Source organism: Bradyrhizobium sp. NAS96.2 (assembly GCF_001908235.1).
Taxonomy (GTDB): Bacteria; Pseudomonadota; Alphaproteobacteria; order Rhizobiales; family Xanthobacteraceae; genus Bradyrhizobium.
The window spans coordinates 43,647-69,322 of record NZ_LGHK01000066.1 but is presented as its reverse complement, the minus strand read 5'-3'; the positions used below and the strand labels follow the sequence as shown (position 1 = coordinate 69,322).

Annotated in this window: 25 protein-coding genes and 3 pseudogenes; 10 read left to right on the top strand and 18 right to left on the bottom strand. The window is 60.8% G+C overall.

Annotated elements, in window-relative coordinates; all coding sequences use genetic code 11:
- The 5 genes and pseudogenes from AC628_RS15630 to AC628_RS46150 form a co-directional block, all read right to left on the bottom strand.
- A partial coding sequence (locus AC628_RS15630) for a hypothetical protein (protein WP_074127681.1) occupies positions 1-773 on the bottom strand: 773 nt, incomplete at its 3' end.
- Between the two features lie 661 nt (positions 774-1,434).
- Positions 1,435-2,709: a hypothetical protein gene (locus tag AC628_RS15625; protein ID WP_074127680.1), complete on the bottom strand. Its 1,275-nt coding sequence runs from the start codon at positions 2,707-2,709 to the stop codon at positions 1,435-1,437.
- Between the two features lie 223 nt (positions 2,710-2,932).
- Complete coding sequence (locus tag AC628_RS45325) at positions 2,933-3,229, bottom strand: hypothetical protein (protein WP_074127665.1); 297 nt, start codon at positions 3,227-3,229, stop codon at positions 2,933-2,935.
- 595 nt (positions 3,230-3,824) lie between these two features.
- Positions 3,825-4,127, bottom strand: a complete 303-nt coding sequence (locus AC628_RS15615; protein ID WP_074127664.1) for a plasmid stabilization protein — start codon at positions 4,125-4,127, stop codon at positions 3,825-3,827.
- 67 nt (positions 4,128-4,194) lie between these two features.
- Positions 4,195-4,272 (bottom strand): annotated as a pseudogene (locus AC628_RS46150) (hypothetical protein); the annotation flags it as partial.
- A gap of 346 nt (positions 4,273-4,618) precedes the next feature.
- Between AC628_RS46150 and AC628_RS15605 the strand changes: the two are divergent.
- The gene (locus AC628_RS15605) at positions 4,619-5,476 is read left to right on the top strand and encodes an SDR family oxidoreductase (RefSeq protein ID WP_074127663.1); all 858 of its coding nucleotides are present in this window, start codon (positions 4,619-4,621) and stop codon (positions 5,474-5,476) included.
- A gap of 674 nt (positions 5,477-6,150) precedes the next feature.
- Here AC628_RS15605 and AC628_RS15600 read toward each other — a convergent pair.
- The 3 genes from AC628_RS15600 to AC628_RS15590 all read right to left on the bottom strand — a co-directional run bounded on the left by AC628_RS15600 (position 6,151) and on the right by AC628_RS15590 (position 8,021).
- Complete coding sequence (locus AC628_RS15600; protein ID WP_074127662.1) at positions 6,151-6,354, bottom strand: DUF3606 domain-containing protein; 204 nt, start codon at positions 6,352-6,354, stop codon at positions 6,151-6,153.
- A gap of 341 nt (positions 6,355-6,695) precedes the next feature.
- Positions 6,696-7,766: an ROK family protein gene (locus tag AC628_RS15595; RefSeq protein ID WP_074127678.1), complete on the bottom strand. Its 1,071-nt coding sequence runs from the start codon at positions 7,764-7,766 to the stop codon at positions 6,696-6,698.
- A 66-nt stretch (positions 7,767-7,832) separates the two neighbouring features.
- Positions 7,833-8,021: a hypothetical protein gene (locus tag AC628_RS15590; RefSeq protein WP_074127661.1), complete on the bottom strand. Its 189-nt coding sequence runs from the start codon at positions 8,019-8,021 to the stop codon at positions 7,833-7,835.
- A gap of 87 nt (positions 8,022-8,108) precedes the next feature.
- Here AC628_RS15590 and AC628_RS15585 point away from each other — a divergent pair, with 87 nt between their 5' ends.
- Positions 8,109-8,618, top strand: a complete 510-nt coding sequence (locus AC628_RS15585; protein WP_074127660.1) for a YciE/YciF ferroxidase family protein — start codon at positions 8,109-8,111, stop codon at positions 8,616-8,618.
- 19 nt (positions 8,619-8,637) lie between these two features.
- Here AC628_RS15585 and AC628_RS15580 read toward each other — a convergent pair whose 3' ends face one another.
- From AC628_RS15580 to AC628_RS15565, 4 genes and pseudogenes are all read right to left on the bottom strand, one after another.
- Positions 8,638-9,114 (bottom strand): DUF3147 family protein, encoded by a 477-nt coding sequence (locus AC628_RS15580; protein WP_074127659.1) that lies wholly within the window; start codon positions 9,112-9,114, stop codon positions 8,638-8,640.
- Positions 9,111-9,458: a DUF3147 family protein gene (locus AC628_RS15575; RefSeq protein WP_074127658.1), complete on the bottom strand. Its 348-nt coding sequence runs from the start codon at positions 9,456-9,458 to the stop codon at positions 9,111-9,113. The genes AC628_RS15580 and AC628_RS15575 overlap by 4 nt, the downstream gene beginning before the upstream one ends.
- A gap of 216 nt (positions 9,459-9,674) precedes the next feature.
- Positions 9,675-10,061: pseudogene (locus AC628_RS45975) on the bottom strand (cupin); the annotation flags it as partial.
- Complete coding sequence (locus AC628_RS15565) at positions 10,048-10,662, bottom strand: phosphatase PAP2 family protein (RefSeq protein WP_074127657.1); 615 nt, start codon at positions 10,660-10,662, stop codon at positions 10,048-10,050. The gene AC628_RS15565 and the pseudogene AC628_RS45975, both read right to left, overlap by 14 nt.
- 652 nt (positions 10,663-11,314) lie before the next feature.
- Between AC628_RS15565 and AC628_RS15560 the strand changes: the two genes are divergently transcribed.
- Positions 11,315-11,548 carry a hypothetical protein gene (locus AC628_RS15560; RefSeq protein ID WP_074127656.1) on the top strand — a complete coding sequence of 78 codons (234 nt, stop codon included), beginning with the start codon at positions 11,315-11,317 and terminating at the stop codon, positions 11,546-11,548.
- Positions 11,549-11,654: 106 nt separating this feature from the next.
- Complete coding sequence (locus AC628_RS15555; protein ID WP_074127655.1) at positions 11,655-12,044, top strand: PRC-barrel domain-containing protein; 390 nt, start codon at positions 11,655-11,657, stop codon at positions 12,042-12,044.
- A 79-nt stretch (positions 12,045-12,123) separates the two neighbouring features.
- Here AC628_RS15555 and AC628_RS15550 read toward each other — a convergent pair whose 3' ends face one another.
- Positions 12,124-13,086, bottom strand: a complete 963-nt coding sequence (locus AC628_RS15550; RefSeq protein WP_074127654.1) for a cation diffusion facilitator family transporter — start codon at positions 13,084-13,086, stop codon at positions 12,124-12,126.
- A gap of 66 nt (positions 13,087-13,152) precedes the next feature.
- Positions 13,153-14,229 carry a flavodoxin family protein gene (locus AC628_RS15545; RefSeq protein WP_074127677.1) on the bottom strand — a complete coding sequence of 359 codons (1,077 nt, stop codon included), beginning with the start codon at positions 14,227-14,229 and terminating at the stop codon, positions 13,153-13,155.
- Positions 14,230-14,736: 507 nt separating this feature from the next.
- Between AC628_RS15545 and AC628_RS15540 the strand changes: the two genes are divergently transcribed.
- From AC628_RS15540 to AC628_RS15520, 5 genes and pseudogenes are all read left to right on the top strand, one after another.
- The gene (locus AC628_RS15540; protein WP_245321188.1) at positions 14,737-15,216 is read left to right on the top strand and encodes a hypothetical protein; all 480 of its coding nucleotides are present in this window, start codon (positions 14,737-14,739) and stop codon (positions 15,214-15,216) included.
- 35 nt (positions 15,217-15,251) lie between these two features.
- The gene (locus tag AC628_RS44005; protein ID WP_168193383.1) at positions 15,252-15,428 is read left to right on the top strand and encodes a hypothetical protein; all 177 of its coding nucleotides are present in this window, start codon (positions 15,252-15,254) and stop codon (positions 15,426-15,428) included.
- Positions 15,429-15,569: 141 nt separating this feature from the next.
- Entirely contained in the window at positions 15,570-15,932 is a 363-nt protein-coding gene (locus tag AC628_RS15535) for a hypothetical protein (RefSeq protein WP_210190214.1), read from the top strand.
- 371 nt (positions 15,933-16,303) lie between these two features.
- Positions 16,304-17,042: pseudogene (locus tag AC628_RS15525) on the top strand (PHP domain-containing protein); the annotation flags it as partial.
- Positions 17,043-17,530: 488 nt separating this feature from the next.
- The gene (locus AC628_RS15520) at positions 17,531-18,958 is read left to right on the top strand and encodes a TAXI family TRAP transporter solute-binding subunit (RefSeq protein WP_083632931.1); all 1,428 of its coding nucleotides are present in this window, start codon (positions 17,531-17,533) and stop codon (positions 18,956-18,958) included.
- A gap of 85 nt (positions 18,959-19,043) precedes the next feature.
- On the opposite strand, the gene AC628_RS15515 is transcribed toward AC628_RS15520, so the two are convergent.
- From AC628_RS15515 to AC628_RS15490, 4 genes are all read right to left on the bottom strand, one after another.
- On the bottom strand, positions 19,044-19,580 hold the full coding sequence (locus tag AC628_RS15515) for an inorganic diphosphatase (RefSeq protein WP_074127653.1): 537 nt from the start codon (positions 19,578-19,580) through the stop codon (positions 19,044-19,046).
- A 325-nt stretch (positions 19,581-19,905) separates the two neighbouring features.
- Positions 19,906-20,262: a PRC-barrel domain-containing protein gene (locus tag AC628_RS15510; RefSeq protein ID WP_074127673.1), complete on the bottom strand. Its 357-nt coding sequence runs from the start codon at positions 20,260-20,262 to the stop codon at positions 19,906-19,908.
- A 322-nt stretch (positions 20,263-20,584) separates the two neighbouring features.
- Positions 20,585-21,679, bottom strand: a complete 1,095-nt coding sequence (locus AC628_RS15505) for a glycosyltransferase family 4 protein (RefSeq protein ID WP_074127652.1) — start codon at positions 21,677-21,679, stop codon at positions 20,585-20,587.
- 1,565 nt (positions 21,680-23,244) lie between these two features.
- Positions 23,245-23,589, bottom strand: a complete 345-nt coding sequence (locus AC628_RS15490) for a DUF1236 domain-containing protein (protein ID WP_074127650.1) — start codon at positions 23,587-23,589, stop codon at positions 23,245-23,247.
- A gap of 825 nt (positions 23,590-24,414) precedes the next feature.
- On the opposite strand from AC628_RS15490, the gene AC628_RS15480 reads away from it, so the two are divergent.
- Positions 24,415-25,530, top strand: coding sequence for an SMP-30/gluconolactonase/LRE family protein (locus AC628_RS15480; protein WP_074127648.1), 1,116 nt, complete (start codon positions 24,415-24,417; stop codon positions 25,528-25,530).
- The last annotated feature ends 146 nt before the right edge of the window (positions 25,531-25,676 follow it).

Below are 25,676 nucleotides of genomic sequence, written 5' to 3'. Positions count from 1 at the left end.
CCTGCACAGGCCGCGGCCCAGGCGGCGACCGCGCCGAACAGCAGCGCCGCCGCAATCGAGAACGCCAGGATCACCGCGCTGCGTCGCGACCGCTGGATGGCGGTTCGGGCATCGCCGATGACGCTGTCGACGCGCTTCTCGGCCTCGGCAGCAGCCAGTCCGGTCGCGGCTGCGACCTGCTGGATCAGATAGCTGTGATCCTCGGTGCTGACGCCGCTATGGCCGGAACTGGTCAACAGAATGCGGCCCGCTTCCGCGCGCTCATAGCCGATGTCGATATTGGCGGGACGCCGTGCCGACCGGTACAGGTGGTCGAGCTCGCTGCTCAGCAGCGGCTCGGCTGCTGTCGCGGACGGGCGGTTCTGGACCACCGGGCGCGCGGCCGACAGGCCGACCAGCGCCACGATTGCCGCCCCCAGAATGACTGCGATCGCCCAGGCCGTCAGGCCATGCAGTCCATCGCTGGCCTCGATCACATCCGACGGTGTCGCACCGATGATGCGATGCGCGCGGCCGGCGATATAGCCGCCGACGCCGAAGCTCACCAGCGCCTGCAGGATCAGATACAGCCCGGACAGCAGCGCGAGCGCAGCCGATGCGTCACGCCATGACGACGAGCTCGAACTCACGCCCAATCCGACTGCCGCGCCAAAGCCGATAAGGATCGCCGACAGTGCCGTCGCGACCAGCGCGCCGGCAAACACCGGGCTCCATTGTATCCGAAGGCCGGTCCTGCGGTCGGCGGACACGGCAAGCCCTCGCTCGTTATCCATGGCGCGCCTACCGCAGTCCGAAGAACGACAGTATGGCGAGAATGACTACGATCAGCCCCACCAGATAAATCAATTGGTTCATGCAAGCCTCCTCCGCTCGACTTCGTTCTGACAATCTGGCCGCGACGGTAAAGTTCCTATGCGGACGAGCGGACGCCGTGCGGAGATGACAATCAGCCAACGGCATCGCCGCTTCATGCGGTCAGAACAAGAAGTTCAGTTCGCTTTGACCAACTGCGATAGAGCGTTCGGTCAATAAAGAAGGGCTCCGCCGAAGCGACGCCCTCCGCGGCTATCGCGACGAACGTCCAGCGCCCGCAATGTCTGCTCAGCTCTACGGTTTGCGCTCGTCCTGACCGGCGGCGATCCGCCCGCGCTGCAAGGCTTTAGCGTGACGCATCGCTTGGCGGCGTTGCGGTGCGACAGCCGTATTTTGCCGCGGAGTTCGGCAATTGCTTTTGCGATTCTTGCTGTAACGCCGGCTTGCCGGAGCGCTGCACATTGGTCCGCTATTCGGACCGGAGGGCGCTAATCGGCTGTAAGGGATCGGAGCCGATTGCCACCGCGATCTCGATGAGCTCCAGGATATCGAGCTGGCGGTGGTCCCCCTCAGACCATTCCTCAGACCTTGGCTCCCAAGAGCGACCGGCCCGGCCCGTTATCAGGACCGAGGGCTGTTGTAATCGGCCCACCATCGAGCTATCGCGCAAGTTTGTTCGTCCCAAAGCGCCGTAGGTAGATCCGGGACCGATATGCGGACGCTGAACTCGCCGGTCGCTGCGTCGTGAAACCATTCTGTCGCGGCGAAGTCGAAGCCAAAGCTTCCGGCGTGACGTATCGGAAAGCCGGCTTGACCGAGATCTGCGCTCATCTCTGAGGCCGCTTTCCTCGCCGCTTCTTCATCCAGCCGATGCCTGCACTTGAGCGTGACATAAAGTCCATGGGCGAAGTTCAGTTCGCCGGTGAGCCCGCCGAGCGCGTCTCGAAAAAAACGAGCAGTGCGGCGTCCATTGCGAAGGATGGCAGCCACTCGCCTGCTGGTCAGCGACCGATAATCCGAGCTTCCGACAAAGGGCGGGAAGTGAGCTGGTAACGCAGCGCCTCCGAGGAGCCTGACCGCATTCCGCATCTCGTCCGGCAGCTTCCTAAGCTGCGAGCGGCCCCTTGAATCGTTCTTTAGATGCATGAAGGCCGCGGACCCCAACCGTCCATATTCCGCCCCGAGCGAATCAAGCTTGGTATGGCTTCGGATCATGGCCGTTGGCACCTCGGATTTCCGTGCCCGTCGTAAGACCCGCCTGATCCGGCCAGATCCGCCAGAAAAGCAAGTGGTGTCGAATATCAGAAGGTCGAACCCTTCCCAACATGATCGCAGGCAGGCTTCGAAATTCTTCGCCGTCGTGCAGGAATCGAGAAGCAGGAGTCGGGGTGCTCGCGAGCGAGAGACGGGCTCATCCAATGCTCCCTCGGCCGTGATGATCCTTAAGTGGGGGGCGTATGCCTTGATGAACTCCAAAGTTTCACCGTATGTCCCAGGCAGGACCACGATAACCGCTCGATCGAACACATGAGAGGATGCCAAGAGCAGCGCCGAGATGGAGGCCATGCCCGAAGAGGTGTAGATGGTTTCGCATCTGGCTTCCGCTTCGACCCCATAGAACGATGGCCCAATCACATCGAGATCGGCGCGCTGATAGTCATAGCGGAATTTGAACGGGCCATCGCCGGCTTGCTCCCCCTGTGACCATGCGGTTTCGGTCGTGGCCCAATCGTTCAGATCGTGTTGAGCTCTAAGCGCAGCCGTTAGCCTGAATTTATGTTCGATCACTTGATCGATCGATCGCGGAGGAGCCAATGCGAGCGGCGTGTCCAAGCAATCATCCAGAAGCTTGAGCTCATCGGACTTCCGACGCAGATAAGCTTCGGTGGTCTCCATGTTACGCTCGCCGATCGTCCAGTATCTGAAACGTTCGATCTCGGCCTTGGCTCCTAATTTGTCGATCGGAAGCGTCCGCGCAGCGGCAGCGGTACGGTGAGATGAAGCATCGGACGCGCTCGATAGGACCGCCGGCTCGGCTAGAACCGCTCGGGGCGCGGAAACCAGGATAGCGCCCACGATCGGCCGGTCCCGGGCCGGCGATAGTCCGACCCTTTGGACCTCAGTCGTGCGGGGGCTGCTTGGCGGGCGGACCGCTCTTGTTGCCCGGCAGTCCCTTGATGTTCGACGGGTCCTGCGTTCGAACCGTCGGGTTCTCCTGGTTCGTTGTCGAGCTAGAACCCACAGTCTCACCTGGTTTGGCGGGAGGACCGCTCTTGTTTCCCGGCTGGCCAGGTATGCCCGTGCCAGAACTCTGCGCGCTGGGGGCAGTAGAAACGTCCGGGTTGGTCGCTTGAGCCGACACCGCAGAAGGCAGAACCGTCAGCACAAGGGCAGCGGCACTTATTATCAGCTTCATGGTGTTACGTCCTATAAGGATGGTATCAGAGCGAACGTGCGCTTCATCAGCGCGTTCCGATCGCAGGTAAATTTAAGGAGAGAGCATGGACGCATCCGCGACTGGACAAAGGCCCTATAGCTCAACCTCCATCGCCGGATGATCCGTATCCAGCACTTGCAAGAACCGCGGCGCACAATTGGAACCGTCACGCGCCGCCGACGTTTCAACCGGGAGACGTCGATTGGAGCCAGGAGACGAAACTGGGCGTAGTCGCGTTCGCCTGTTTGCGACCATAGCAAACAGGGCGTCGTATGAGGGGCAGGCGCGCGCCTACTTTCAGCCGGCCTAAGGCCGGGACTCAGATTTCTGGCCGCAGGCCGAGCGCGAACTCGCGGATAATGAGATGATTAACTGACGCTTGGAGCGGCGGCCGAAGTGGACCCCGGTCCACGAACTGTCGCTACATGCGTTGCAAAGAACACTGTTCGCGTGTTCGCGGCCTTCCCTTCAATCGCAGTGTGGCGTCGCGGGACCTCGAAGATTTCTGCGACAGACGTCTGGGCAGACGGTCTGTAAGGCCTTGTCGTGTTCGTAGTTCGGTATGTTTTCTCCTTCACGCTGCGCGGCGTTTGCGAGTTCTCGCGGCCTTTTTGGCCGACCTGGAACGTTCAGCCGCCGGCCGGTTAGCTGATGCCTTTCCGCCGAGCTTGCCACCCTTGCGCGATGGCGAATGGTCTTCCTTGGCACCTCTGCCGGATCCGCTCTTCTTGCCACCATGCGTTTCTTTATTGACCGTTGCCCATGCCCGCCGTTCGGCCTCCTTATCGTCAACGCCTCGGGCTTCGTAACCTTCCTCAATGTGTTCGGCCTTTCGCTTCTGCTTGTCAGTGTAGCTCGATTTGTCTCCGCGGGGCATGACCGCCTCCTTTGCCAAGTTTCGTGTGCTGTATCTTCGACGCCCACCTACCTACGTAATTCGTCAATTAGCTTGGCCGTCTCAGCTGTTGCAGGTCAGACGCCTGGGCATCGGTCATTGACGCGTTTCCCGACAACCAGTCATCACGGTCCTTGTTTGGTACTTGTGGCGCTTTCCTTGCTCATGAATACCTCCTTGCGCTAGAAACGGCAGGGTTCGTGAGGTGTTCCTGTAAGACCACGAGTCCTTGACAGCCCTCATCCCAGCGCGCGCCGGACACGGTCGCGAAGGCCGGGTTCCGGCTTCGCTCGCCATCGCCCACTGCGACCGACACCCGGTTAGCGATGACGTTTGGTTCCTTGACGCGCTACGCCGGCCGAGGAGAGGAAGGTCTGCACGGCGAGTTCGTCTCGCTATCGTTATCCTCGGCCGGCCTCCAGGAACGCTCGCGTAACTGCGCAATTGAAATCCATCAGTTTGCGGAGAGAGCCATGTCGGACTATCCAAAGCCGCCCTACCCCGACCAGAAGCAGTCGATGCCCGGCGTCACCGGCAGAATGAATCCGCGTCCGGACCACGGCGAGTCCAGTTATCGGGGCTCTGGCAAGTTGGCCGGCAAGCGAGCGGTGATCACCGGCGGCGACAGTGGCATTGGGCGCGCCGTGGCCATCGCCTACGCTCGCGAAGGCGCCGACCTTCTCATCTCCTATCTCGATGAGCACGACGACGCGCATGAGGTGAAGGCGCTGATTCAGGCCGAAGGACGCAGGGCCGTCCTCATCGCGGGGGACCTTCGCAGCCCCGAGCAATGCCGTGCCGTGATCGAACGCGCCGTCGAGGATTTCGGGGGACTGGACATCCTCGTGAACAACGCCGCTCACCAGGCCAGTTTCCAGGATATTGCAGATATCTCCGACGAGGAATGGCGGCTGACCTTCGACGTCAACATCCACGCGATGTTCTATTTGGCAAAGGCGGCCGTCCCGCATATGCGGCCAGGCAGCGTGATCATCAACACGGCGTCGATCAATTCGGACATGCCGAATCCGATTCTGCTCGCCTATGCCACGACCAAGGGCGCGATCCAGAATTTTACCGGAGGACTTGCGCAGATGTTGGCCGAGAGGGGCATTCGCGTGAACGCCGTCGCGCCGGGGCCGATCTGGACCCCGCTGATCCCATCGACATTGCCGGGCGAGTCAGTGAGGCATTTTGGCAAGCAGGTCCCGCTGAAGCGGGCCGGCCAGCCCGCCGAGCTTGCGACGGCCTATGTCATGCTGGCCGATCCCCGCTCGAGCTATACGTCAGGGACAACGGTCGCAGTTACCGGCGGAAAGCCGTTCATCTAGGACGTTGAACATAGCGGCCCCCCGCAGAAGCACCTGCAAATTGGAGTTCGATACGGATCTGAAGGCGTTCACGCTTGCGAAGCCGCTCATGGCTGGGCTCACCGAGACGAACCTCAGGGATATAAGGCATCTGCCGCGCCGTGGCGGAGCTCGAGCAGTTCTTTCGGGCGAGCTGAAGTTTCTAGGATGGCGCGGGCCCGGCGCGGCCGTTAGAGCGATCAAACGACTATCGGTATGATCTGCATGGTGTGCCCACGGCTTCGCGCGCGTTGGCAGCCTCCCTCCACGCCCGGCTCCTAGCTACTCGGAAGAGGTCGTCGGGGCCGGGACGCCTTTCGGGGCGCTGCAATGGCAGAAATGCCGGCAAATCAATGGCCGAAGACCAACCATAGCAAGATGATCACCGGAATCGGCACGCCCAAAAGCCAAAGCAAAACTCCTCGTCCCATTTTCGTTTCTCCTCATGAAAAACGGGCAACGCCAGGGACCGCATCCGTGTTCCTAGCTAATCGCGCTGGTCGCTGATAACGGTCGTATACGTAGCGTCGGCGGGAATCTGGGCTTCGTACTGCTTGGCTTTTTCGAGTAGTGCATCGCGAACTGGACCATCCGGTAAAAGCGCGGCTTGATGGCGTGCTTCTCTCGCGCATTCCGCGGCTTTACTTGCCAGCTCCTCAGTCTCGCGAGACATCATCATCGCTCCACTCGATTCCGAGCTCTTTGCGTACGACGGCCGCCGAATTGCCGACCTTATCAACGGCCTGTCGAAGTTCTTCCTCCGACACGCCCAGGGCGCGGGTCCAGTATTTAACTTCAATGGCTCGATGCATATTGATATGCGAACGGTCGGGTTGCTCTTTCTTGGTCAGATTGCCCACGACACTTTCTCCTCGCGGAAAGAAACGCCAGCAAACTCGCGATGTTCCCTGTCATCGCATTGGCGGCCCCAGGATGCGGGCAAGCGCCGCCCAACAAGCCGACGACGTAGTCGTGACAAAGTCACCCGCTTCGAAGCAGGCAAGCAAACTGGAATGCTCGTCGGCCTTCCTGACGCTCCAGCCGGGCTGCGACACGGGTCGCGTTCGCGCGATTCCCTGTCCACGCTGGTTGAGTGAACCGTGGTGCTGGCGTGGTGGGTGATCTCCGCTGACCAGCGAACTTCGGTTATTCCGCCTCAAGATCTCAACGGCGTGCGGTGCTGACGGAAGCTTGGAATGATTTACCGTCCAACTTTGCCATTGCGGTTGGTGAAGCGGGCATTGCCGAGACCGGTGCCGATCGTCAGAACGGCCCAACGCTTCACGTCCTGCATGAAGGGCACCTCGGACAATCCCTGCACGACGCCGTCATTGTGCATGACGATGGTAGTATCGTGGTCGCGGATTTGCGGGATGGCCTCGACCAGGCTGGCAGGCAGGTTGAACTTGCTGCTCTCCCAGTTGCCTGGCAGGTTCTGCGCACCTTTCTCGATCGAGCCGTCGCTCTTGATGACGCCGGGACAGGCAATGCCGATGAACGGCGCGAGTTTGAGCCCTTCGTCCTCCGCCTCGCTAACCAGGTCCTTGAGCATCTTGATCAGGCGTTTGACTGCCCCCTCGCGGCTCGGCTCGTCATCGGCATGACGCCAGAACGCGGATTTCCAAACAGCGGCCTTGGAGAAGTCCGGGGACCTCCTCCGGCGCGTTTCCACGACACCGCAGCGGATGTTCTTTCCGCCGATGTCGACGGCCAGAATCGAGTCGTGGCCGTCGAATATCCAGGACGGAGCAAGGTGCAGCGCTCCGATCAGCCCGGCCTCATCCGGATGATGGCGAATCGGGATCATTTCGATTTTGAAGTCCTCCGACTTGAGGATGATTTCGGTACGGGCGATCGCGAGCTCACCGAGCCGGCTGTCGCGGAAGCCACCACCCAGGACGATCCGTTCGGTCTTCTCCCACGCCTTCGATTTGAGGAACCGTCGGGTCACGTGCGCGAGTTCGTGGGCGAAATCCTCAACAACGCTATGCACGACCGCAGACGCTTCGGTGTCGTCACCGACTAGTATGGAGTCGAGCACCTTCTTGCTGATGCTCTCGGAAGGCTCCTTCCCGAACGGGTCCTTACCGGTCTTGCGCAGCGGGTTCCGCCACTTGTCCAAGATCTCCCGGAAGGCGCTCTGGCTGGCGCGGTCTCCAAGAAATCCGTCCTCATCCTTTAGCTCGATGTTGAAGCTGACGATCTCCACCAACGGCAGGCGCGAGGCTCCGTGGCCAGCGATGCCGGTGGTGCCGATCGTTTCGTCTGTCATCCTGAAAACCTCGAACAAGTCACTCGCGCCCGTCCGGTTAACAGGCGCCGCCAAATCCTCAGTTCCTCAGCCGGGCTTCGCCGGGTGCAATGTGCGCGGGTGACGATCGTGCAGCAGGCGCGCAAGGTCCTCGCGCTCCGTCGTACGCCCCTTCATGGCCAGCTCGAAAATGGCCTCCTGGATGTCGCGCGGCATACTGCCCCACACGTCCATCGCGGCCTTTCCAAGCAGCTTGGCGAAGTGGTCATTCGTCATTTCGGCGTTTCCTATCCGGCGAATAGAGAGGAACGACGGTCAGACGGCGGCGTTCCAATGCCATCGATTGCCAAAGGAGAATTGACAATGGGTATCTTCACCAAAGACATCAAATCGATGGAGGATCTGCTCATCCACGGTCTGGAGGACGTCTACTACGCGGAGCAACAGATCCTCAAATCGTTGCCCAAAATGATCAACAAGGCCACGAACCGGGATCTCGCAACGGGCTTGAAGAACCATCTCGAAGAGACGAAAAACCAGGTCGAGCGGCTCGACAAGGTTTTCGCCAAACTCGGCAAGCAGCCAAGCGGCGCGAAGTGCCCGGCAATCGACGGCATCATCGAAGAGGCGGACGAGACCGCCAGCGAGATCGAAGACAAGGCCGTGCTGGATGCAGCGCTTGTTGCGGCCGCGCAGGCCGTGGAGCACTATGAAATATGCCGGTACGGGACGCTGATCGCATGGGCCGAGCAGCTGGACCACGAGGAGATCGTGCGCTTTCTCACGACCAACCTGAACGAGGAGAAGGCCGCAAACGCCAAACTGAACACGGTGGCGTTGCGCAAGGGCGTCAATGCCAAGGCATCGGCTTGAGGCGGTCACCCGAGCCGTCCTAGCGGCTCCGCGGAACCGCGCGGCCGGCGGTTCGTCCGGCTCGACGCGCGAAGCGCACCCTGCGCCGGACGAACCAGGCCGCAACCGAGACCAGCAGCCACGCCAGCGACGCTCCGATGAACGCGCCAGCCACGCTCCTTTCGACCGCCATCCAGAATACGGCCGCAAACGTCAGCATGCCGAGCGCACCGAGGGTGGCGCCCGCCGCATCGAGCGCAGCCGCACACTGCCCGCGCCGCTCGCCGTCAAAGCCTGCCTCCCGCTTGTGGCGGACTTCGTGCTTCTCAATTAGCGTGGCGCTGGCGCAAAAGATAGCAGGAAGCGCGAGAAAGAGGCCGCCCATAGGGGCACCGTAGCGGCTGCTGATGAAACCGGTGAACACCGTCGCGGCGCCGCCGAGCACGAAGCGGATCAGATATTCGTACCAACGGCCCTGCTTCAGCGACGAGGTCGATAAGCGGATCGGCGTCGTCACGTCTGTGCTCCGGCGAGGCTCCACAGGCCGAAGGCCGCGGTCAGCCAGACGACGAGCGACAGAGCTGTGGCGGGCAGCGCCTGCATGCGCGCGCGGACGAGAAGGTGACAGACCACGACGCTGTAGACCGCCAGCGCAATCGCGCCCGCCATCATCGAGAGACTTTGCGAGCCGGCATAGGCGGCGCCATGCTGATAGATCGCGATTCCGAGCGTCGCAAGCGCGACGGATGGCGCGGCGCCGAACAGCCCGGCGAAGCTCTTCGGTCGCAGCACGTCTCCAAGCATCGCAAAGGCCGATACAACAGCGCCGCCGACGAGGAATCGCACCACGTATTCGGTCATTTTGGTCGCTTCCAGAGTTTCGCCAGAAGTCCCCCCCGACCCGTAGATCGGATCGTTGCGCGGTCGCGGCACCTTCGGAATGGTCTTCAGTGCCCGCGGGTAATCTTCGACGGTTCTGCATTCATCGTACACTCCGGCCGGCGGGTACGCGCCGACGACAAGGAAGTCATCATCTGCCGACAGGCATTGGTGGCCCGTGCCGGCCGGCAGGACAGCGACGTCGCCGGCCTTCATTGTGAAGATCCGGCCCTTGTTGCCGCCAAAGCGGACGCGTCCTTTTCCGCGCGCGATCCCGAGCACCTCATGGATCCTGGAGTGGTAATGCACGTAGTCGTAAATGCCGTTGCGCCAGCTGTCGCCCCACCGGTTGGCTTCGAACAGGTCCTCGATCACGGCCGCCGGATCGTGGCGTTCGTCGAGATCGACAGCGCCCCGATAAATGATCAGCGGCCATCGGGGGTGATTGGGGACGAGACCATCGTCCTTGAATCGAACAGTATGGGGCTTTCGATTCCTTGCAAGGTTTGCGGCATTGCGCTTGCCTGGTCGTCTCAGGCCGGTGGCGCGCTCCGCGTATCCCTTCAGGTCTTCAAGAATCGGCATGCTTGCCCTCGTTCGAAGCTTCGGCCGGATAGCCGGTCCATAGACGCATGAACCGCTCCAGAATTGCTCCCAACGCGAATCCTACGAGGACGTCGCTCGCCCAATGGGCCAAGACGACTATGCGCGTCAGCGAAAGTCCGATCGCGAATACCCAGATCGCTCTTCGTGATCGTGTGGGCAAGTTGCCTGCCGCCGACGCCAGCGCGCCCATGTGCAGCGCGTGGCCGGACGGAAAGGCGTCGTCGCGCTTGCCGGAAAACGGAACTCCACGCAGGTGGCTGAGCACCATGACCCGATCGGGGCGCCTTTGGTCGAACAGCGACTTCATGAGGTGCGGTAAAAGGGAAGCAGCGACCGTGACGAGCAGCGCATGATCTCCCGCCCGACGCTGGGCGGCGCTGCCGCGGCGGGAGACGAGCCATCCGGCCGCGACCAGAAACAGAAGCACTTTTTCGTCGGCGCCCCAAGTCAGGCCCCGGGCGATCATTTCAGGAACTGGTTTGGTATTGCGAGCAATGACGTCCGCGACCGCGATATCTGTCCCGGTCGGCCTGACGGTGATCGGAAAGCGGCTGCTTCGACTTCTGGCTACGGTTCGCATCGTCTAGGAACCAAATTAGATACCTTCCAACGCGTCACGGCGGCATCGGTTCATCTATGATGCCTTCCGACAGGCTGGATTCGCTACCCATCAATGTCCTCGGCCGCATGCCGCCTCGTTGATCGTCAGCTACCCGAGGACGAAAGCCGATTGCGGCCGCCTGTGTGGATTCGATCGGCGACATCTGCCCGAAAGTGAGCCCGGCCTTGCGAACACGAACCCTCTCTCAGGTCCTCCGCTTCCGTCCGGCTTCGCGGTTCGACGTAGCTTCGCGAGCTAGCCGCTCCGCCTTCAGGCGCTCGCGGTTTGCATGGAACGCGCGTTGGGCGCGTTCGTACTCCGACTGTCTTGGCATCGAAGGTCGAATAGGACCCTCCGCTGCTCGGCAACGTTTGATAAGCGATGACGTTCGGGCTGACGCTCGCTGCCTGGTGCCGGGTGACCGTTAAGTGCGACAGCTCGTAGCCAGCGGCTGGCGCCGCGAAGATCGCGCAGCTGACTAACGTATGCCGCTGCGCGGTCAGGCCCCGCAGCGCCCGGGCGCGCCGGCTTTTGGCACGGTCTGCGTCGCGTGCCGGTTCATAGTTAGGAACCGTTGCCATTTTTTTTCGTTGCACCTCCGCCGATTGGTACGGCTATTGGAGGAGAAAATATGAACGTTAAAGCGATTGTCGCGGCATCGTTGCTTGCCGCTTTCGTCACGCCGGTACTCGCAGCTGACGAATTCTACGTCGTGCAGGACGTGAAGACGAAGAAATGCACGGTCGTCGACAAGAAGCCGACCGACACGACGACCACCGTCGTCAGTCCGTCAGGCACCGTCTACAAGACGCGCTCCGAGGCCGAGACCGGCATGAAGAGCGTGAAGGTCTGCACTTCCGACTGAAGAGTGCTGGCATGCCAGCCATCATTCTCTGGGCCGTGCCAGTAATTGCCATGAGCGGTGGCATCTAGCTGATCGGTCATCTGGACTAAAGACGAGGAGTTCTTTCATGAAGAAGTTTGCTATCGGCTGCATTATGGCTGCGGCGATTGCCTCCGCCGCGCATGCCGCCAACACTATGCCCTCCGCTCCGACGGAGAGCTGGACTATAAGCAACTATTACAAGCAGAATGTCTATGACCCGAAGGAATCCAAGATCGGGACGATCGACGACGTGCTTGTCGACAAGTCCGGCAAAGTGACCGGCTTGGTCATCGGCGTCGGCGGCTTTCTTGGCGCCGGTGAGAAGGACGTGATCGTGCCGTACACGGCGGTCAAATCCCAAAAGAAGGACGACAAATGGTGGCTCACGCTCGACGAGACCAAGGACAGCCTAAAGGCTGCGCCAGGTTTCAAATACGATCGGGCGAGCACGACCTGGAAGCCCGAAAGCAAGTAACACTGAAATCCCGTCTCCTCGCTGACGAGGAGACGGGCGTCGGCAGGAGCTTCCGCGTCCACCCCTCCCGAGAAGAAATTTAGGCCCTCGCCGTGCGCCGCTTCCGCCGCTTCGCCCGAACGGCATGATACCTCGCGCTGGTCTGGGGTTTAATGAACAAAGCCGCGACGCTCGGATGTTGTCTGCGGATCTCATTTTCGATCGAAACGACGCAGTGCTCGATATCGTCGGCACGCTTGTCGTTCGCGAACTCGACGCTCAGCGCCGCGACAACCTCGGCCGGCGATAATTGCGTGGTCAGGAGCCCGTTGACCCGAAGCACGCCGGGCGACTGGCGCGCGATGTCGAGGATGGAGCATGACAACTCGGAATGGGCGGGCTCACCAATCAGGAGGCTCTTGCTCTCCCTGGCGAGCCCGATGGACGCGACGCCGAGCAAAATCCCGATCAGGATCGAGCCGACGCCGTCCCAGACCGGCTGTGCCACCAGCACCGCCGCCGCAGTCGTGGCAGCTGCAATCACGATGCCTATCAACGCGGCGGTGTCTTCCAGCAGCACCATGAAGGCGGGAGGGTCCTTGCTGCGGACGAAGGCCTCGTACCAGCCGAACCGCGCATGCTCCGACCGGAAGCGGCGCAGAGCAAAAAGCCACGAGGCGGCTTCGAAAAGGAACGACAGTCCGAGCACGACGAAGCTGACAACAGGATCCTCGATTGGCTCGGGTGCGGTAACATGGATGACGCCCTGATAAAGCGAGACGCCGGCGCCGAGCGAGAAAATCAGCAGCGCGACGATGAAGCTCCAGAAATACAGCTCGCGCCCATAGCCGAGCGGGTGGGATTCGTCGGGCGGACGGCTCGCGCGATGGTAGCCATAGAGTAGCAGCACCTCATTGGTGCTATCGACCACAGAATGCACGGCTTCGCTCATCATCGCCGAGCTTCCTGTCCAGGCTGCGGCTCCGATCTTGGTAGCCGCAACGAGAACGTTGCCGGCAAGCGCGGCATAGACGATGGTCTTCGATGATCCTTCCGTCGCCATGCTCCTCCGAATCTTCGAACGTGAGGCCAATCCGCGGCTGTCGCAAATCGATCGGCCCGGAAGCCCTCATTTCGGAACCGGATCAGATATCCCCGCCCCGGGATCCTCAAGCCGCCCATGTCGGGCAAGCTTCACGGCGCGGGCCAACGCGCGCGCCGTGTTCAGCACCTCCTGCTGAAATTCGCGGTCTTTATCCAGCTCGCGATGGGACATGGCATACTGCTCCATGTAGCCGACATACCCGTCCAGCTCGCCGAAGCGGCCCGCCGAAATCAAGTGCATGTCGGTCAACCAATCGGACAGGGTTCGGCGCACGCCCTCGGCGCCGACGCTGTCGCCGTGAACGATCAGGCCGAAATGCCGGCCGGCGAGATGGCGTGGATACGACCAGCCCTTTAGTTCGAGGGCCTTGGCTTCATCGGCTTTCTTGCCGTGAGTCGAGGTCGGATCCGGATTGCCGCCGTCGGCGCAGACCAGGCGATCCATCATCGCCTTGAGGCCGCCCGGCACGTGATACCAGTTCACCGGTGTTACGATTAGGATGCCATGGGCGGCGACCCAGAGTGGATAGATCTCGTTCATCCAGTCGTCGGTCTGGCCAAGCGAGTAGTTCGGATAGCAGCTACAGGGCCAGTGGCACAGCGGCATGGCAGTGGCGACGCAGGACTTGCAGGGACGAATGTTCTTGCCGAACTCCGAGGCGAGCCGGGACAGATCGAGAATGTCCACGGCAAGTCCCATCTCGACGAAAACAGGTTCGGCGAGCTTGACCATGCGCCAGCTCTTGGACATCTCGCCGGGACAGGTGTGCTCGCTGCGGGCCGAGCCGTTGATGATGAGGATGCGCGGCACCGCACCAGCATCGTCATGGCGCCGCCGCGCTTCGATGACGGCGGCGCGCGCGGCGAGCCAGTCGACAGCGAGATCGTAATCGGGATCGGCAAAGCCCGCGCCCGCCTTCCGCGTCGCCGGCGATTTGCGCGAGTGGCTATAGGCATCCCAGGCGGCGCCGACGATGGCATCGAGCTGGTGCTGAAGCTGCGCGAAAGCCGGATCGACGAATTGGCTCCTGTAGCGGCGCTCGAACTCTTCACGCGGCAGCTTGACGGGCGGCATCCCTTTGCGGACATTAGGTTCCGTCATGCTGTCTCCTTGATACATCGGCGTAGTTTGACCAACCGATGTTCTCGTCTCCAGTTCCTGGGCGGCGGGGCGATGGCGCTTGGTGGGACCCGCAACGTCAATCGACACCATGATAGGAACTCGCACCGGACTGAAGCGTCACCCGCCGCAACCGAAACGCAGCCCATGAGAGATGGGATATCTATATGACGATGTCTGTGTCGGCTCGATCGGGCATGCGTGCCGAACCACGTCGATCGGTGGGCTCGAAATGCGGTTCTATCCGGCTGCGATCCCGGACAGTCCGTCAGCCGCTTGGCCGACACGTTCGAAGGCCGGAGCAGCGTTTGAAAGCCCATGGGCATGGCTGCTGCCAACACGAACCGAGACAGACTTTCAGGCCGGAGTGATCAGCGCGCTTGGACCGAACGCAAACAGGCCATGTATGCGCCAGCCGAGACACCGGGGACAATCTAACGGCGCCATGGGCGCCGAATGGCCCCTGCAGAATTGCGGACGCGTTTGTTCATGGCTAAGCACGCGATCAGCCTGGGTCATTTGGATTCTACTTCTTCGTGGCCTGGGTTGGTGGAAACTGCAATCTTCCCCTCGCCTTGCTTTTATGATAATCTTTTATTCATGGCAAAGCCAACAAAAGATAATCGTAAAATATCACGCGGCAGGCCAGCCACCGGCACAGCGCCACTTGTCGGCGTTCGAATGCCGGAATCATTGCAAGTCGGAATCCGAACTTGGGCACAGCATCAGCCGGACAAGCCTAAGCTTGCTACAGCCGTCCGCAGGTTGGTTGAGATCGCGCTGGCCTTGCCAATCTCGCCGGGCTTCAAAAGTGAAAGCCGACGCCAACGAGCTCGCGATATGGCCAGTGAAGCTATCGATAAGTTGGCGGACAGCGCCGTTAGCGCGGACGAACAAGCCGACCGCAAGCGCCAACTCGTCAAGGGACCAGAGGAATTCCAGAAGGTGCGGCGCGACCGCCGGAAATGAGCTGAGCGAAGCCATCAGAGATCGAGGGATGATAAATGACTGCTATTTCACTTCTCATCGGTGTTTTGATCATCGTGGTTGTGGGAGCGATCTGCTTTTGGGTGATGGACAGGTTCGCGCCTGACGGTCGCCTAGCACAGCTCCTGAAGCTTCTGGTAGTGCTAGTGTGTCTCGGCGCGATCGTGCAACGGCTACTGGCGCTGACCTATTAGCGGCGATCCGCTGGTTGGAATATCGCGAAATTTCGTTGGCCCCGTCACGCGGTTGGTCGAGATCGGAGGCCGTAGTCAGCAACCAAAACGGACGTGAGGCGTTTTGCAGATTGGGCGACTTTCTAAAGCTTGGAGAGTCCGATGCCTAGGAAAATCCTAATCATACTCATCGCGGTTATGACCGCGGCGTTTGCGCCGACCGCTGCTTCTGCGCGTGGTGGCTTCGGCGGCGGTGGCTTTCATGGCGGCGGCTTCCACGGCGGATTTGGTGGCGGCGGCTGGCGTGGTGGCGGTTGGCGCGGAGGCGGATTTGGCGCCGCCGCTCTTGGACTTGGGATAGGGCTCGGCTTGGCCGGTGCCTATGCTTACCCTTACGGATATGGCTACCCCGCGTACGGATATGGTTACGACTATGGTTACCCCTATGGCTACGGCTACCCGTACCGAGCGAGTTATGGCTACTGCGTCGCAACAGCCAGCCAGAATGCGTATGCTTGCTATTAGCAGCGAAGCCGACGGCCCCGCTAAGATGAACCACGACGATCCTAGCGGCGGAGCGCGCCTCCCGCTGATCTAGGGGGTGGTCATGACTACCGATGTGGAGGGTGAAATGGCCCTGCACTTCAGCCGCGCTGAGACTGGCGATCTGGAGATATGGATTGCAAGTAGCGACGACTATTCATTCGTCATTTGCAACGAGAGCCGAAGTGGACCTGGGCTGCTTGGGGGAGCCGGGCTTTGTTGCGTCATATCGCCCTGACTTTTTGAATATGCCGGCGGCTCAAGTGTCCGGATCGCCCTTCAGCACGTTCGCTGAAGCCGAACGGGCCTGCAATGCGTTCCTGGCTCGCCTCATTATTGAGGGATGAGCACCCGACCTGCGCGGAATCCTTCACTGCCACACCGAGGCCTCCGATGGCACCGAGACCTTGGAAACGATGGCCAAAGCCACGCGTCAACATGGTTTCGCATATTTCGGCGTCGCCGACCATTCCAAGTCCGCCCACTATGCCGGCGGCCTCTCGGTGGAGCAGATCGTCGAGCAGCACCGCGAAGCGGACTTGCTGAACAAGCGGTTCGGCAACGACTTCCGGATCCTGAAGGGCATCGAATCCGACATCCCGGCCGACGGTTCGCTCGACTATCCGGATGAAGTGTTGGATCGGTTCGATTTCATCGTCGCCAGCATCCATGGTCGGTTCAAATTAGATCGTAAGACACAGACAGACCGCCTGTTGCGTGCCATTTGCAATCCTCACACCACCATCATCGGTCACATGACGGGGCGCCAGCTCCAGCGACGGCCCGGTTACGAAATCGATGTCGAGAAAGTGCTGCGTGCTTGCGCCAAGCACAATGTCGCGGTCGAAATCAATGCCCATCCGTGGCGGCTTGATCTCGGCTGGCGCTGGCATCAGGCCGCGCTCGACCTCGGCTGCATGATGAGCATCAATCCCGACGCCCACTCGATCCGCGAACTCGATCACATGCATTGGGGCGTCAAGATGGCCCGCAAAGGCGGCGTGCCCGCCGAGCGGGGTACTGAACGCGATGACGCTTCCTGAGATCACGCGTTACCTTCGCCAGAGACGGCGGCGCTCTTTCGCGCGTGCCCCCCGAAGGCACTGCAAGATCTCGCTCTCGAGGAGAGCATTACGGGAGCGTCGTCTGACCCAGGACACCATCTCAGCAAACCGCCGGCACTACCAAATCAGGCCATGAAGATCGGGTATATCGCGCTCGGTTTGAGTCTTCTGGGTGCCGGTGGCAGAGATTTCGACGCCCGGCCGAACCTGTCGGTTCCATTCCGTCCAGTCCCCCAGCCTTTTCTCGTCCCCTGCCCCTTCGAATTCCCTCGGCCGACTCTTTTCGGCACAAGCCGATGCACCCCTTCCTGCCGCAGGAGTGCCACCCGCAGCCGGGCAAGTCTCGGCAGAACCGATCCAAAAGCCGCGGCTACAAGACTAAGATGACAAGGCCGCCAAGTCGAATTCTCAGACGCGAGACGAACATGAACTAAGTCGTCCGCTAAGACGTTATTCTCGAAAAGACGACGTATCTGGGAAGAACGAGGTGCTTTGGATCCCTGACTGGCGGCGGCAATGTCCTCGTCCAACGATACCAGTAAAGCCAGTGACGCGGCCCGCAGATGGCGGAGAAGGAGCAACTCGCTACTGCTGGTCTTGGCCGTTGGATTTCTTGTTTTTGTCGCCGCAGCGGGCGCGCTCTATTATGCACTGAAGCCGGAAGTTCTCCGGATTGCGGTCGGACCGCGGGGAAGCGACGATCACAGAGTAATTCAGGCGATGGAAGAAGCCTTCGCCAGCGAAAGCAGAACTATCAGGTTATCTCCGCTCGCAACGGATGGGGCAGCCGAATCCCTCGCTCTGCTTGGTGCCGGCGAGGTCGACCTTGCGGTCGGCAGAGGTGATCTGGAGATGCCGGCCGACGCGCAGACCGTTGCCACAGTGCGCAAGAACTTCGTTGTGCTCTGGTCGCCTTCCGGACCTGCGCGCCAGAGCCCCAGGAGACGGCACCCACCGAAAATCAAGGAGATCGCCGACCTCGCAGGGCACCGGGTCGGCGTGATCGGCCGAACACCGGCAAATGCCGCGTTGCTGCGGGTCATTCTGAGCGCTTCCGGCGTTGAGCCGGGCAAGGTCGCGATTTCGCACTTTAGCACCGACCACATCGATGAGCTGGCGCGCGACCTGACCATCGATGCGTTCATGGCGGTCGGTCCGCTCGACAGTAAAATCACCTCGGATGCCATTGCTGCGACAGCCCGGGCCCGAGGTGAGCCCAGGTTTCTCCCGATCGACGCTTCGGAAGCCATCGCCTTGAAGCACCCTCGCTATGAATCAGAGGAAATTCCGCCTAGCGTCTTCAATGCGGATCCGGCTTGGCCGGGCGACAAGGTTGAGACAATCAGCGTCAACCACTTGATCGTAGCGCGAAAGACCTTGTCTGAAGCGACCGTGGCAGCTTTTTTCCGACAGCTATTCGCCGTCCGTCAGGCAATTGCAAGGCAAGTGCCTGGCGCTGCACACATCACCAAGCCCGATACCGAGAAGGATGCCGAACTGCCGGTACATCGCGGAGCGGCGGCCGTCATCGACGGCAACGAACGCACCTTCCTCGACAGGTACGGCGATTATTTCTGGTTTGCGCTTCTGCTTCTCTCCGCGATCGGTTCGGCCGGCGCTTGGTTACGCCGCTATTTGAATCGGGACGATAGGGAGGAGAATACCAGCCACCGCCATACCATCCTGGCCATGGTCTCCAGGGCTCGGGCCGCGGAATCAAATCAGGAATTGCTGGCTCTACAGCGAGACGCCGATGCCATCATCAGTGAAACTCTCGAGTGTTATGACGACGGCGCGATTGAGGAGGAAGAACTGACGGCCTTTGGCCTTGTACTCGAATTGTTGAGACATGCCATCGTGGAGAGACGAGCCGAGTTGCAGGGCGGCCCCCCGGAGCCGGCTCGCGGCGGGACGATACGCCACAGCCTCACGCCGCGAGGATGATCGGCTAGAATGAACACCGACACCGATCGGTCAGGCAGAGTTGCGGCGTCAAACGCACAAAGCCAGCGCGCCGAACCGCCCGAATTTATTTACCGTCCTTCGCGAAGGATTTCGCGGCATCCTTGATGGTCTGTACCGCAATCTTCGGCCCCTTCCACCCGATGATCTTGAGCTTCTTATCCTCCAATTCGTCAGTCGCCACGAAGAACTTCTCCAGCTCCTCCCGGATTGGCTTTGTCAGATCAGCAATGTCGTGCAAAGCCCGCTCCGAGTGTGAGTTCAACGGCACAGCAAAGAGACGGTCGTTGCGCTCGGATTTCTTTTTGCTCTTCTGTTCGATCTGGAGGACGCCAATAGCGCGACACGTAACGACAAGCCCCGGAAAGGTCGCGGCGTCATGAATCACCATGATGTCGAGCGGGTCACCGTCGTCTGCTTTGGTAGAGGGCACAAATCCCCAGTCATGGGGATAGGTCAGCCCCGTCAGCAACGATTTGCTGAGCGCGAAGCTTTCAAGCTTGGGGTCATAGGCGAATTTCGCGCGGCTGCCGCGAGGTGTTTCTACAACCACATGGACGTCCCCGTCTTCCGTAAAGGGTGGCATGTTGAAGAAATTCGGCATGGCGGCCTTCTCTCTTAATAAGCAGAGTACCGAAAAAGATGGCTTGCGAGCTCCAAGAATTCTCCAAGAATTTTTAGCGAACCAAACCCGAGTGCGCTTGCGTTGCGTCGCGCTCGGGCGAACATTCAGCCGGTAGCGTTTAGGCCGGTTGTGCGTTCTGGTCGCCCCGCTCTCGGCGTCGCCGCACGCTTGGATTCTCCACATTGCTGGGCCGCACGGACGACCCATGATAGCGCGCCCATCTGAAGCCGGCTCGTCCGCCCATCTAGCCAAGGCAGACCAGGCTTGTCTCCCCGAGCCGCACTTTGGTCGTCAAGCCGGCTGGTCAGTATCCGGCGTAGTAGTCGTTCACGGTCTTGGTGCGGGCCGAATCCCCCCAATTCCAGCTGGTCTCATTCGCGTACTTCGGCGCGCCCTTGAGCTGTTGCTCGGTCACGTTGGTGCGATAGCCTTCCAAATTGACATCGTACTTCAGAGTCCGCCACGGCAGAGGATAATGATCGTCGCCGATGCCGAGAAAGCCGCCGAAGCCTAGCACCGCGTAAGAAACCTTGCCGCTTACCTTGTCAATCATCACCCGTTCAATCGAGCCGATCTTCTGGTTGTCGGCGCCGTAAACGGCGGTGCCCTCAACCTTGTCGCTGCCGATCAGCGTGCCGGTCTCTCGTTGTTCTGCTGCCATGTCATCCTCCATTAGTTAGACCAATGCCAAACAGGGTCGGCTGCCCGAATGTTCCTAATGTCTAGAAAGCCTGCATCACCGAACAAAGATCTCGGCGATCACCCGTGCACATGAACGCGATGGCCACGGGTGATCCGCAGTGATCCGGTCGGGTTGGCTCGACTAGATGACGCTCCCATACGAAGCCTGAAAGCAAGCAAACGAGGCATGGCCCGACGTCAGCTGAAAGCAAGTCACCGGCCGATCCCAGCGGCAGTCGCGAGGAAAGCAGGTCGTTGCAGAATCAACTTCATCGTGCGCGTTGGCAACGGGACGACCTAGGCTAGGTCGCGTTCTGGCCGAGGTCCTGTTCTCGCGTTGCCGATGGTTGCAGTGCAGCTTTGCTGGCCCGGGCAGCGGCGATCAGCTTGCGGTACTGCCCCTCATAATCGCGCCCCATCCGGCTCGCCAAGAAACGTTCCTCAAACCGGGCGCGCACCTTTCGTCTGTCCAGCCGCCCCAGCTTGTTCACCGCGCTGATAGCCTGCTCCTCGCTGTCGACGATGAACCCGGTGACGCCATCATCGATAACCTCCGGCACTGATCCGGAGCGATAGGCGATGACGGGCGTGGCGCAAGCCATCGCCTCGATCATCACGAGACCGAAGGGCTCAGGCCAGTCAATCGGAAACAATAGGGCCGCGGCGCCGGCAAGGAATGGCTGCTTCTTTGCATCATCGACCTCGCCGACGAGCCGAACGTTCTCGCCGTCGATGTGGGGCTGAAGTTGCTTCTTGTAGTATGCAGTCTCGGCGCGCGGTATCTTGGCCGCGATGCGCAGCGGCCTTCCGGCAGCGTGTGCGATGCGGATCGCATCTTCTGGACCCTTCTCCGCTGAAAGGCGTCCGAGAAACGCCAGGTACGAGCCTTCTTCATATGACGGCCGGAGCAGATTCACCGGCAGACCGTGCTGGATGGTACCGCTCCAGTTCGCGTCAGCAAGCGGCCGGCGCTGATGTTGGGAAATCGACACGAAACTGGCATTCGGAAAATGTCGGATGACGTGGTGCAGTCCCGGCAGGTCGAGCCGGCCATGCACGGTGGTCAGAAATGGTACGCCGAGCCGACTTAGCAGCGGGAGTGGCAGCCAGTCGATGTGAGAGTGGATCACATCGAAGTCACTCGCCCGTCTCGCGATCGCTTCCAGCAGCAGGGTGCAGGCGGCGCTCGGGTCGGCACCCTTCCGGCCAAGACGCAGTGCATGCGGCCACACGGGATGAAGTGTGCCGCGCGTCCGGGAATCACCGCTCGCAAACAGCGTAACATCATGTCCCAGGTCGACCAGCTCGTCCACCAACCACGCGACCACACGCTCGGTGCCACCGTAAAGCTTTGGAGGGACGCTCTCTGCCAAGGGAGCCAGCTGGGCGATGCGCATGGGTGCCGATCCCTAGGCCCCGCAAATTGATCGCAGGACAAGCACAATCGCTGCGGATATTAGATACGAAATGGCGAGCAATGTCCGGTTCGGCCCTGCACTACTGGCCGTTACCTGCTGGACAAGATCTTCAACTCGTCTCAGCATACGTCGTCGGGGAGCCGCTCGAGATAAGCCAATCCAAGACATGCGAGCTCCTCAGCATCGCCTTCACGCGCTTCCCGTTTCTCATGGAGGTGGCGCTCGAGCAGGCATCGGCGGTCGTCCGCAGAATCGACTCCGGCGTGGGTAGCCAGATAAATAGACCACGCAGTATCTACTGCTTTTCGTATCGGGCTCTTATCGACCATCTTCTGCTCCGATGAGCAAAATATCATGCAGTGGCAACTCGATCCGTCGGCGAAAGTTGCTACTTCTTCCCGGGTACCCCGAAGGTCGAATAACGCACGCCGTTTCGGCAACGTTCGATATCGCGATGACAGCGGCATCGCCTTCGATCGAGATCGCGATACCTGGGCTCAGTCGACCCTCACTGATTTGCTCCCGAGCCTTGCGTCGCGCCCTTTCTGGTGCCTTCTGCGGGTCTCCTCCGCTGCGATCGTCGAACGCGGCGCGCCCAGACTCGACTCATCTTTCATCTGATACTCGCGTCTGGCCTCGTCGAGGACCGCCTGCGCCTTGTTCGATCCTGCCGCTATGCGTCGCCATGGGGTCGTCGGTTTACTCGGCGGCCCTGAGGGCAGAGATCGCTGCCGGCGCACGATGCCTCCAGAGCCGCCTTCATCGAGGGAGGAGAGATAGGCAAGATCAAGAGGCCCGGCTAGCTTCCCCGGCAACAAGCTTGTGCGGTTCGTAGCGCTTCTAGCGCCGGCGAGCTACCCAGACTCCTAGGAGGAACGCGACGAACAGCGACTGCAGTGGAGCCTTTAGGGTTATCTCTCGCAGATGCTCCGAAAAACGTCGCAAAGGCGAGGGCAACGAGAGAGCATCCACCTGCGCCTCTCGGCCCGGCGTCGTCGCGGAAGCGCGCCTGGTCTCCAGTTCGTCCACGAGGCCGGAGGCCTCGGTCATCGCGGAGGCTTCCCTCATATCCATGCCAGTCCTCCCATGGTCGCAGCGGAGCAACTGGCCTCTGGAGGGCTGGTTCCTACGCGGCTGCCGACGCCGGAGCGGGGCCGACCGGGGGGACCATGAGCGCTGGCTCGTTGACGGGACCGGCCACGGTCGGCGCCAGGCGCCGATGGCCAGCCCAGGGGGGTCGATGGAGGCTTGAGACCTTCCTCGGACGACCTCCTCAATTGCGTCTATCGGGACAAGGTCGAGATACCGTACCCGCAAGACTAAGGCCGTGGCTGAGAGCGCCGGGACGGTTCTGTCGTTGCGTTAGCCAGCAGCTAAAGCGAACACTGGGGAGGTTTTCAAATCGGGCGACTTTCTAAAAGCTGGGAGAGTGCGATGCTTAGGAAAACCTTCATCACACTAATCGCGGTAATGGCCGTGGCGTCAGGGGGAGACCGCCGAACTGGCCGCCTCCCCATTGCATGAGGTCGATCGGAAAGCGTTTGTCAGTCGACTTCCTGGACGACAGTCCGGGTCTCGGGATCAACCAACATCACCCGCTCGCCCGAGTAAACATAACGATACCGCGTGAGCGACGGTCCCCAATCGGCCGGCACGGCTTCAAGCTCGACGTCGCGCGGCACTGGGGAGCCGACAACGATTTTTTCCCGCGTTTCGACGGGACGAATCTTGTGCTCGGTCACGTAACTGTGGATTCGGGTGCGATACTCCGGCTCGATCTGAACCGCAGCATTATGCCCGGCGCCAGTTGTACCGACCACCGTCGTCTGGGCGAATGCTCCCGTCGATGCCAATAGGGTCGCAACGGAAATCATTGCTAGCTTCTTCATAATGTCCTCCTAACCGCTCCATGCGGACTTTCGAGAACAATGAACGAATAGGAATGTTCCTTGTTACGCTCCTTTCCGAAGAGGATGGTTTGGTGTCGTGGACCGGACGGCGGCATATGTTCGCGGTCGAACCGTGTCCCTCCCTGCTCGAGATCCCGGGTATGGATCATCCGATTCGGCTCGCCGACATTCTCGCGGCACTGCGCTGTGGATCGGCGTGGCCTTTGACCCCATTCGGCGTCCAAGGTTGACCCGCTTGATGCGCCGTAAGTGCCGAAACCCATTCCAGATTGAAGCGCCGCGCGGGGGTCAAGGCTGGACGCCGAAAGGGGTCAATATTCGAGGCCGCGGCACATCATACCGGAGGAAAGCCCATACCTGGCGGCCCCGGATCAGCCCCGGGCCGCTCGTAGAACCCAGATGGACCTGGGGAGCGAGAGATCGCGAGATCAGCGGACCGGCAGCATCAAATGCTCGTACTGCGTGCCGCTTCATCACAATGGCCGGACATCATCGGCGAGGTCGGGCGGGTCCGACAGGGGCCAGCTCCGGACTCATGCACACGCCTCGTCATTCGATCACTTCGCGGGCCAGCGTCGACAATACTTCGAGAGCAATGCAGGGTTGCATCGCAGCACTAGCGTCGGCAACGCAACAATGAGTGAGGGTCTCTTTAGCGAGTTCTGTTCGTGCTAGGATTGCCAACATCCGAATGACAGACTCCGGTTTTCAATATTGAGCCGGCGTTTGAATACAGAGCTGGTGGGGAGTTCGGAATTCTGATCAGCGTTTACCGGATTCCTGGTCACTTCTAGGGAGGTAACAATGGACAGACGGACATTCTTGGCGACTACGACGGCTGCCGCGGCAGCCGCGACTATGAAAGCGGCCTCGGCGGCGTCCGTAGCGCCCTTGGGTCAATCGGGCGCTCCAACGAGGTCAACCGCGCCGCTGCCCCTGGGGCCGCTTTCCGGCAGCCGCTATCCGGATTCCCACCTGGAATCCGCCAAGAAGGGTCCGCCATCGTTCGGCCCCCCCGGGTTCCCGGCGTTCGCAGGCACGATGGCAGTTGAGCGCGTCGCAACCGGCTTCCGCTGGGCTGAGGGTCCGGTCTACTTCCCGGCTGGGCGCTACGTGCTGTTCAGCGACATTCCCAACAACCGGATCATGCGCTTCTCGGAGGATGACGGTCACCTAAGCGTATACCGCCAGCCCTCGATGAATTCGAACGGCAACACCATCGATCGCGAAGGACGCCTGATTACTTGCGAACATTCTGGCCGGCGCGTAACGCGCACCGAACTCGACGGCTCGATCACCATCATCGCCGACAAGTACAATGGCAAGAGACTGAACTCCCCAAACGATGCGGTTGTCACTTCCGACGGCGCGATCTGGTTCACCGATCCGGTCTACGGCATCGGGGGCTATTATGAGGGCATCAAGGCCGAGCCCGAGCAGGAGAAGCACAACGTCTATCGGGTTGATCCGAAATCCGGGGACATCAAGGTCGTCGTCGACGACTTCGTGGAGCCCAACGGTATTGCGCTCTCGCCTGACGAAAAGAAGCTCTATGTCATCGACACCGGCTTCACGGACGGGCCCGATAACCCATCGCATATCCGCGTATTCGACCTCGATGTGGCGGCCGGAAAGGCGTCGAACAGCAAGGTTTTTGCGGATATGCCCAAACCCAGCATTACCGACGGGTTGCGCTGTGACAGGGACGGGAATGTTTGGTGCTCCGTGGGTTGGGGTGATCCGAACGAGGATGGCGTGCGCTGCTACACATCAAGCGGCGATCTGCTAGGCAAGATCCACATCCCGGAAACTGTCGCCAATCTCTGCTTCGGAGGTCAGCAACGAAACAGACTCTACATCTGTGGCTCGACGTCGCTCTATGCCGTCTACACGAGTGTGCAGGGTGCGATGAAGCCTTGACCAGCTGCTAGGAGGATCTTCTAGCTAGTAGTTAGCGGCTTTGGTCGCGCTTGACGCGGCGATGGGCTACGCGTCGGGTAGCCCAACGCCTGCACCGCCTCGGTGCGGAAGCTGCGCCCAGCGCGGCACGAGCAAGATCGCAGGAG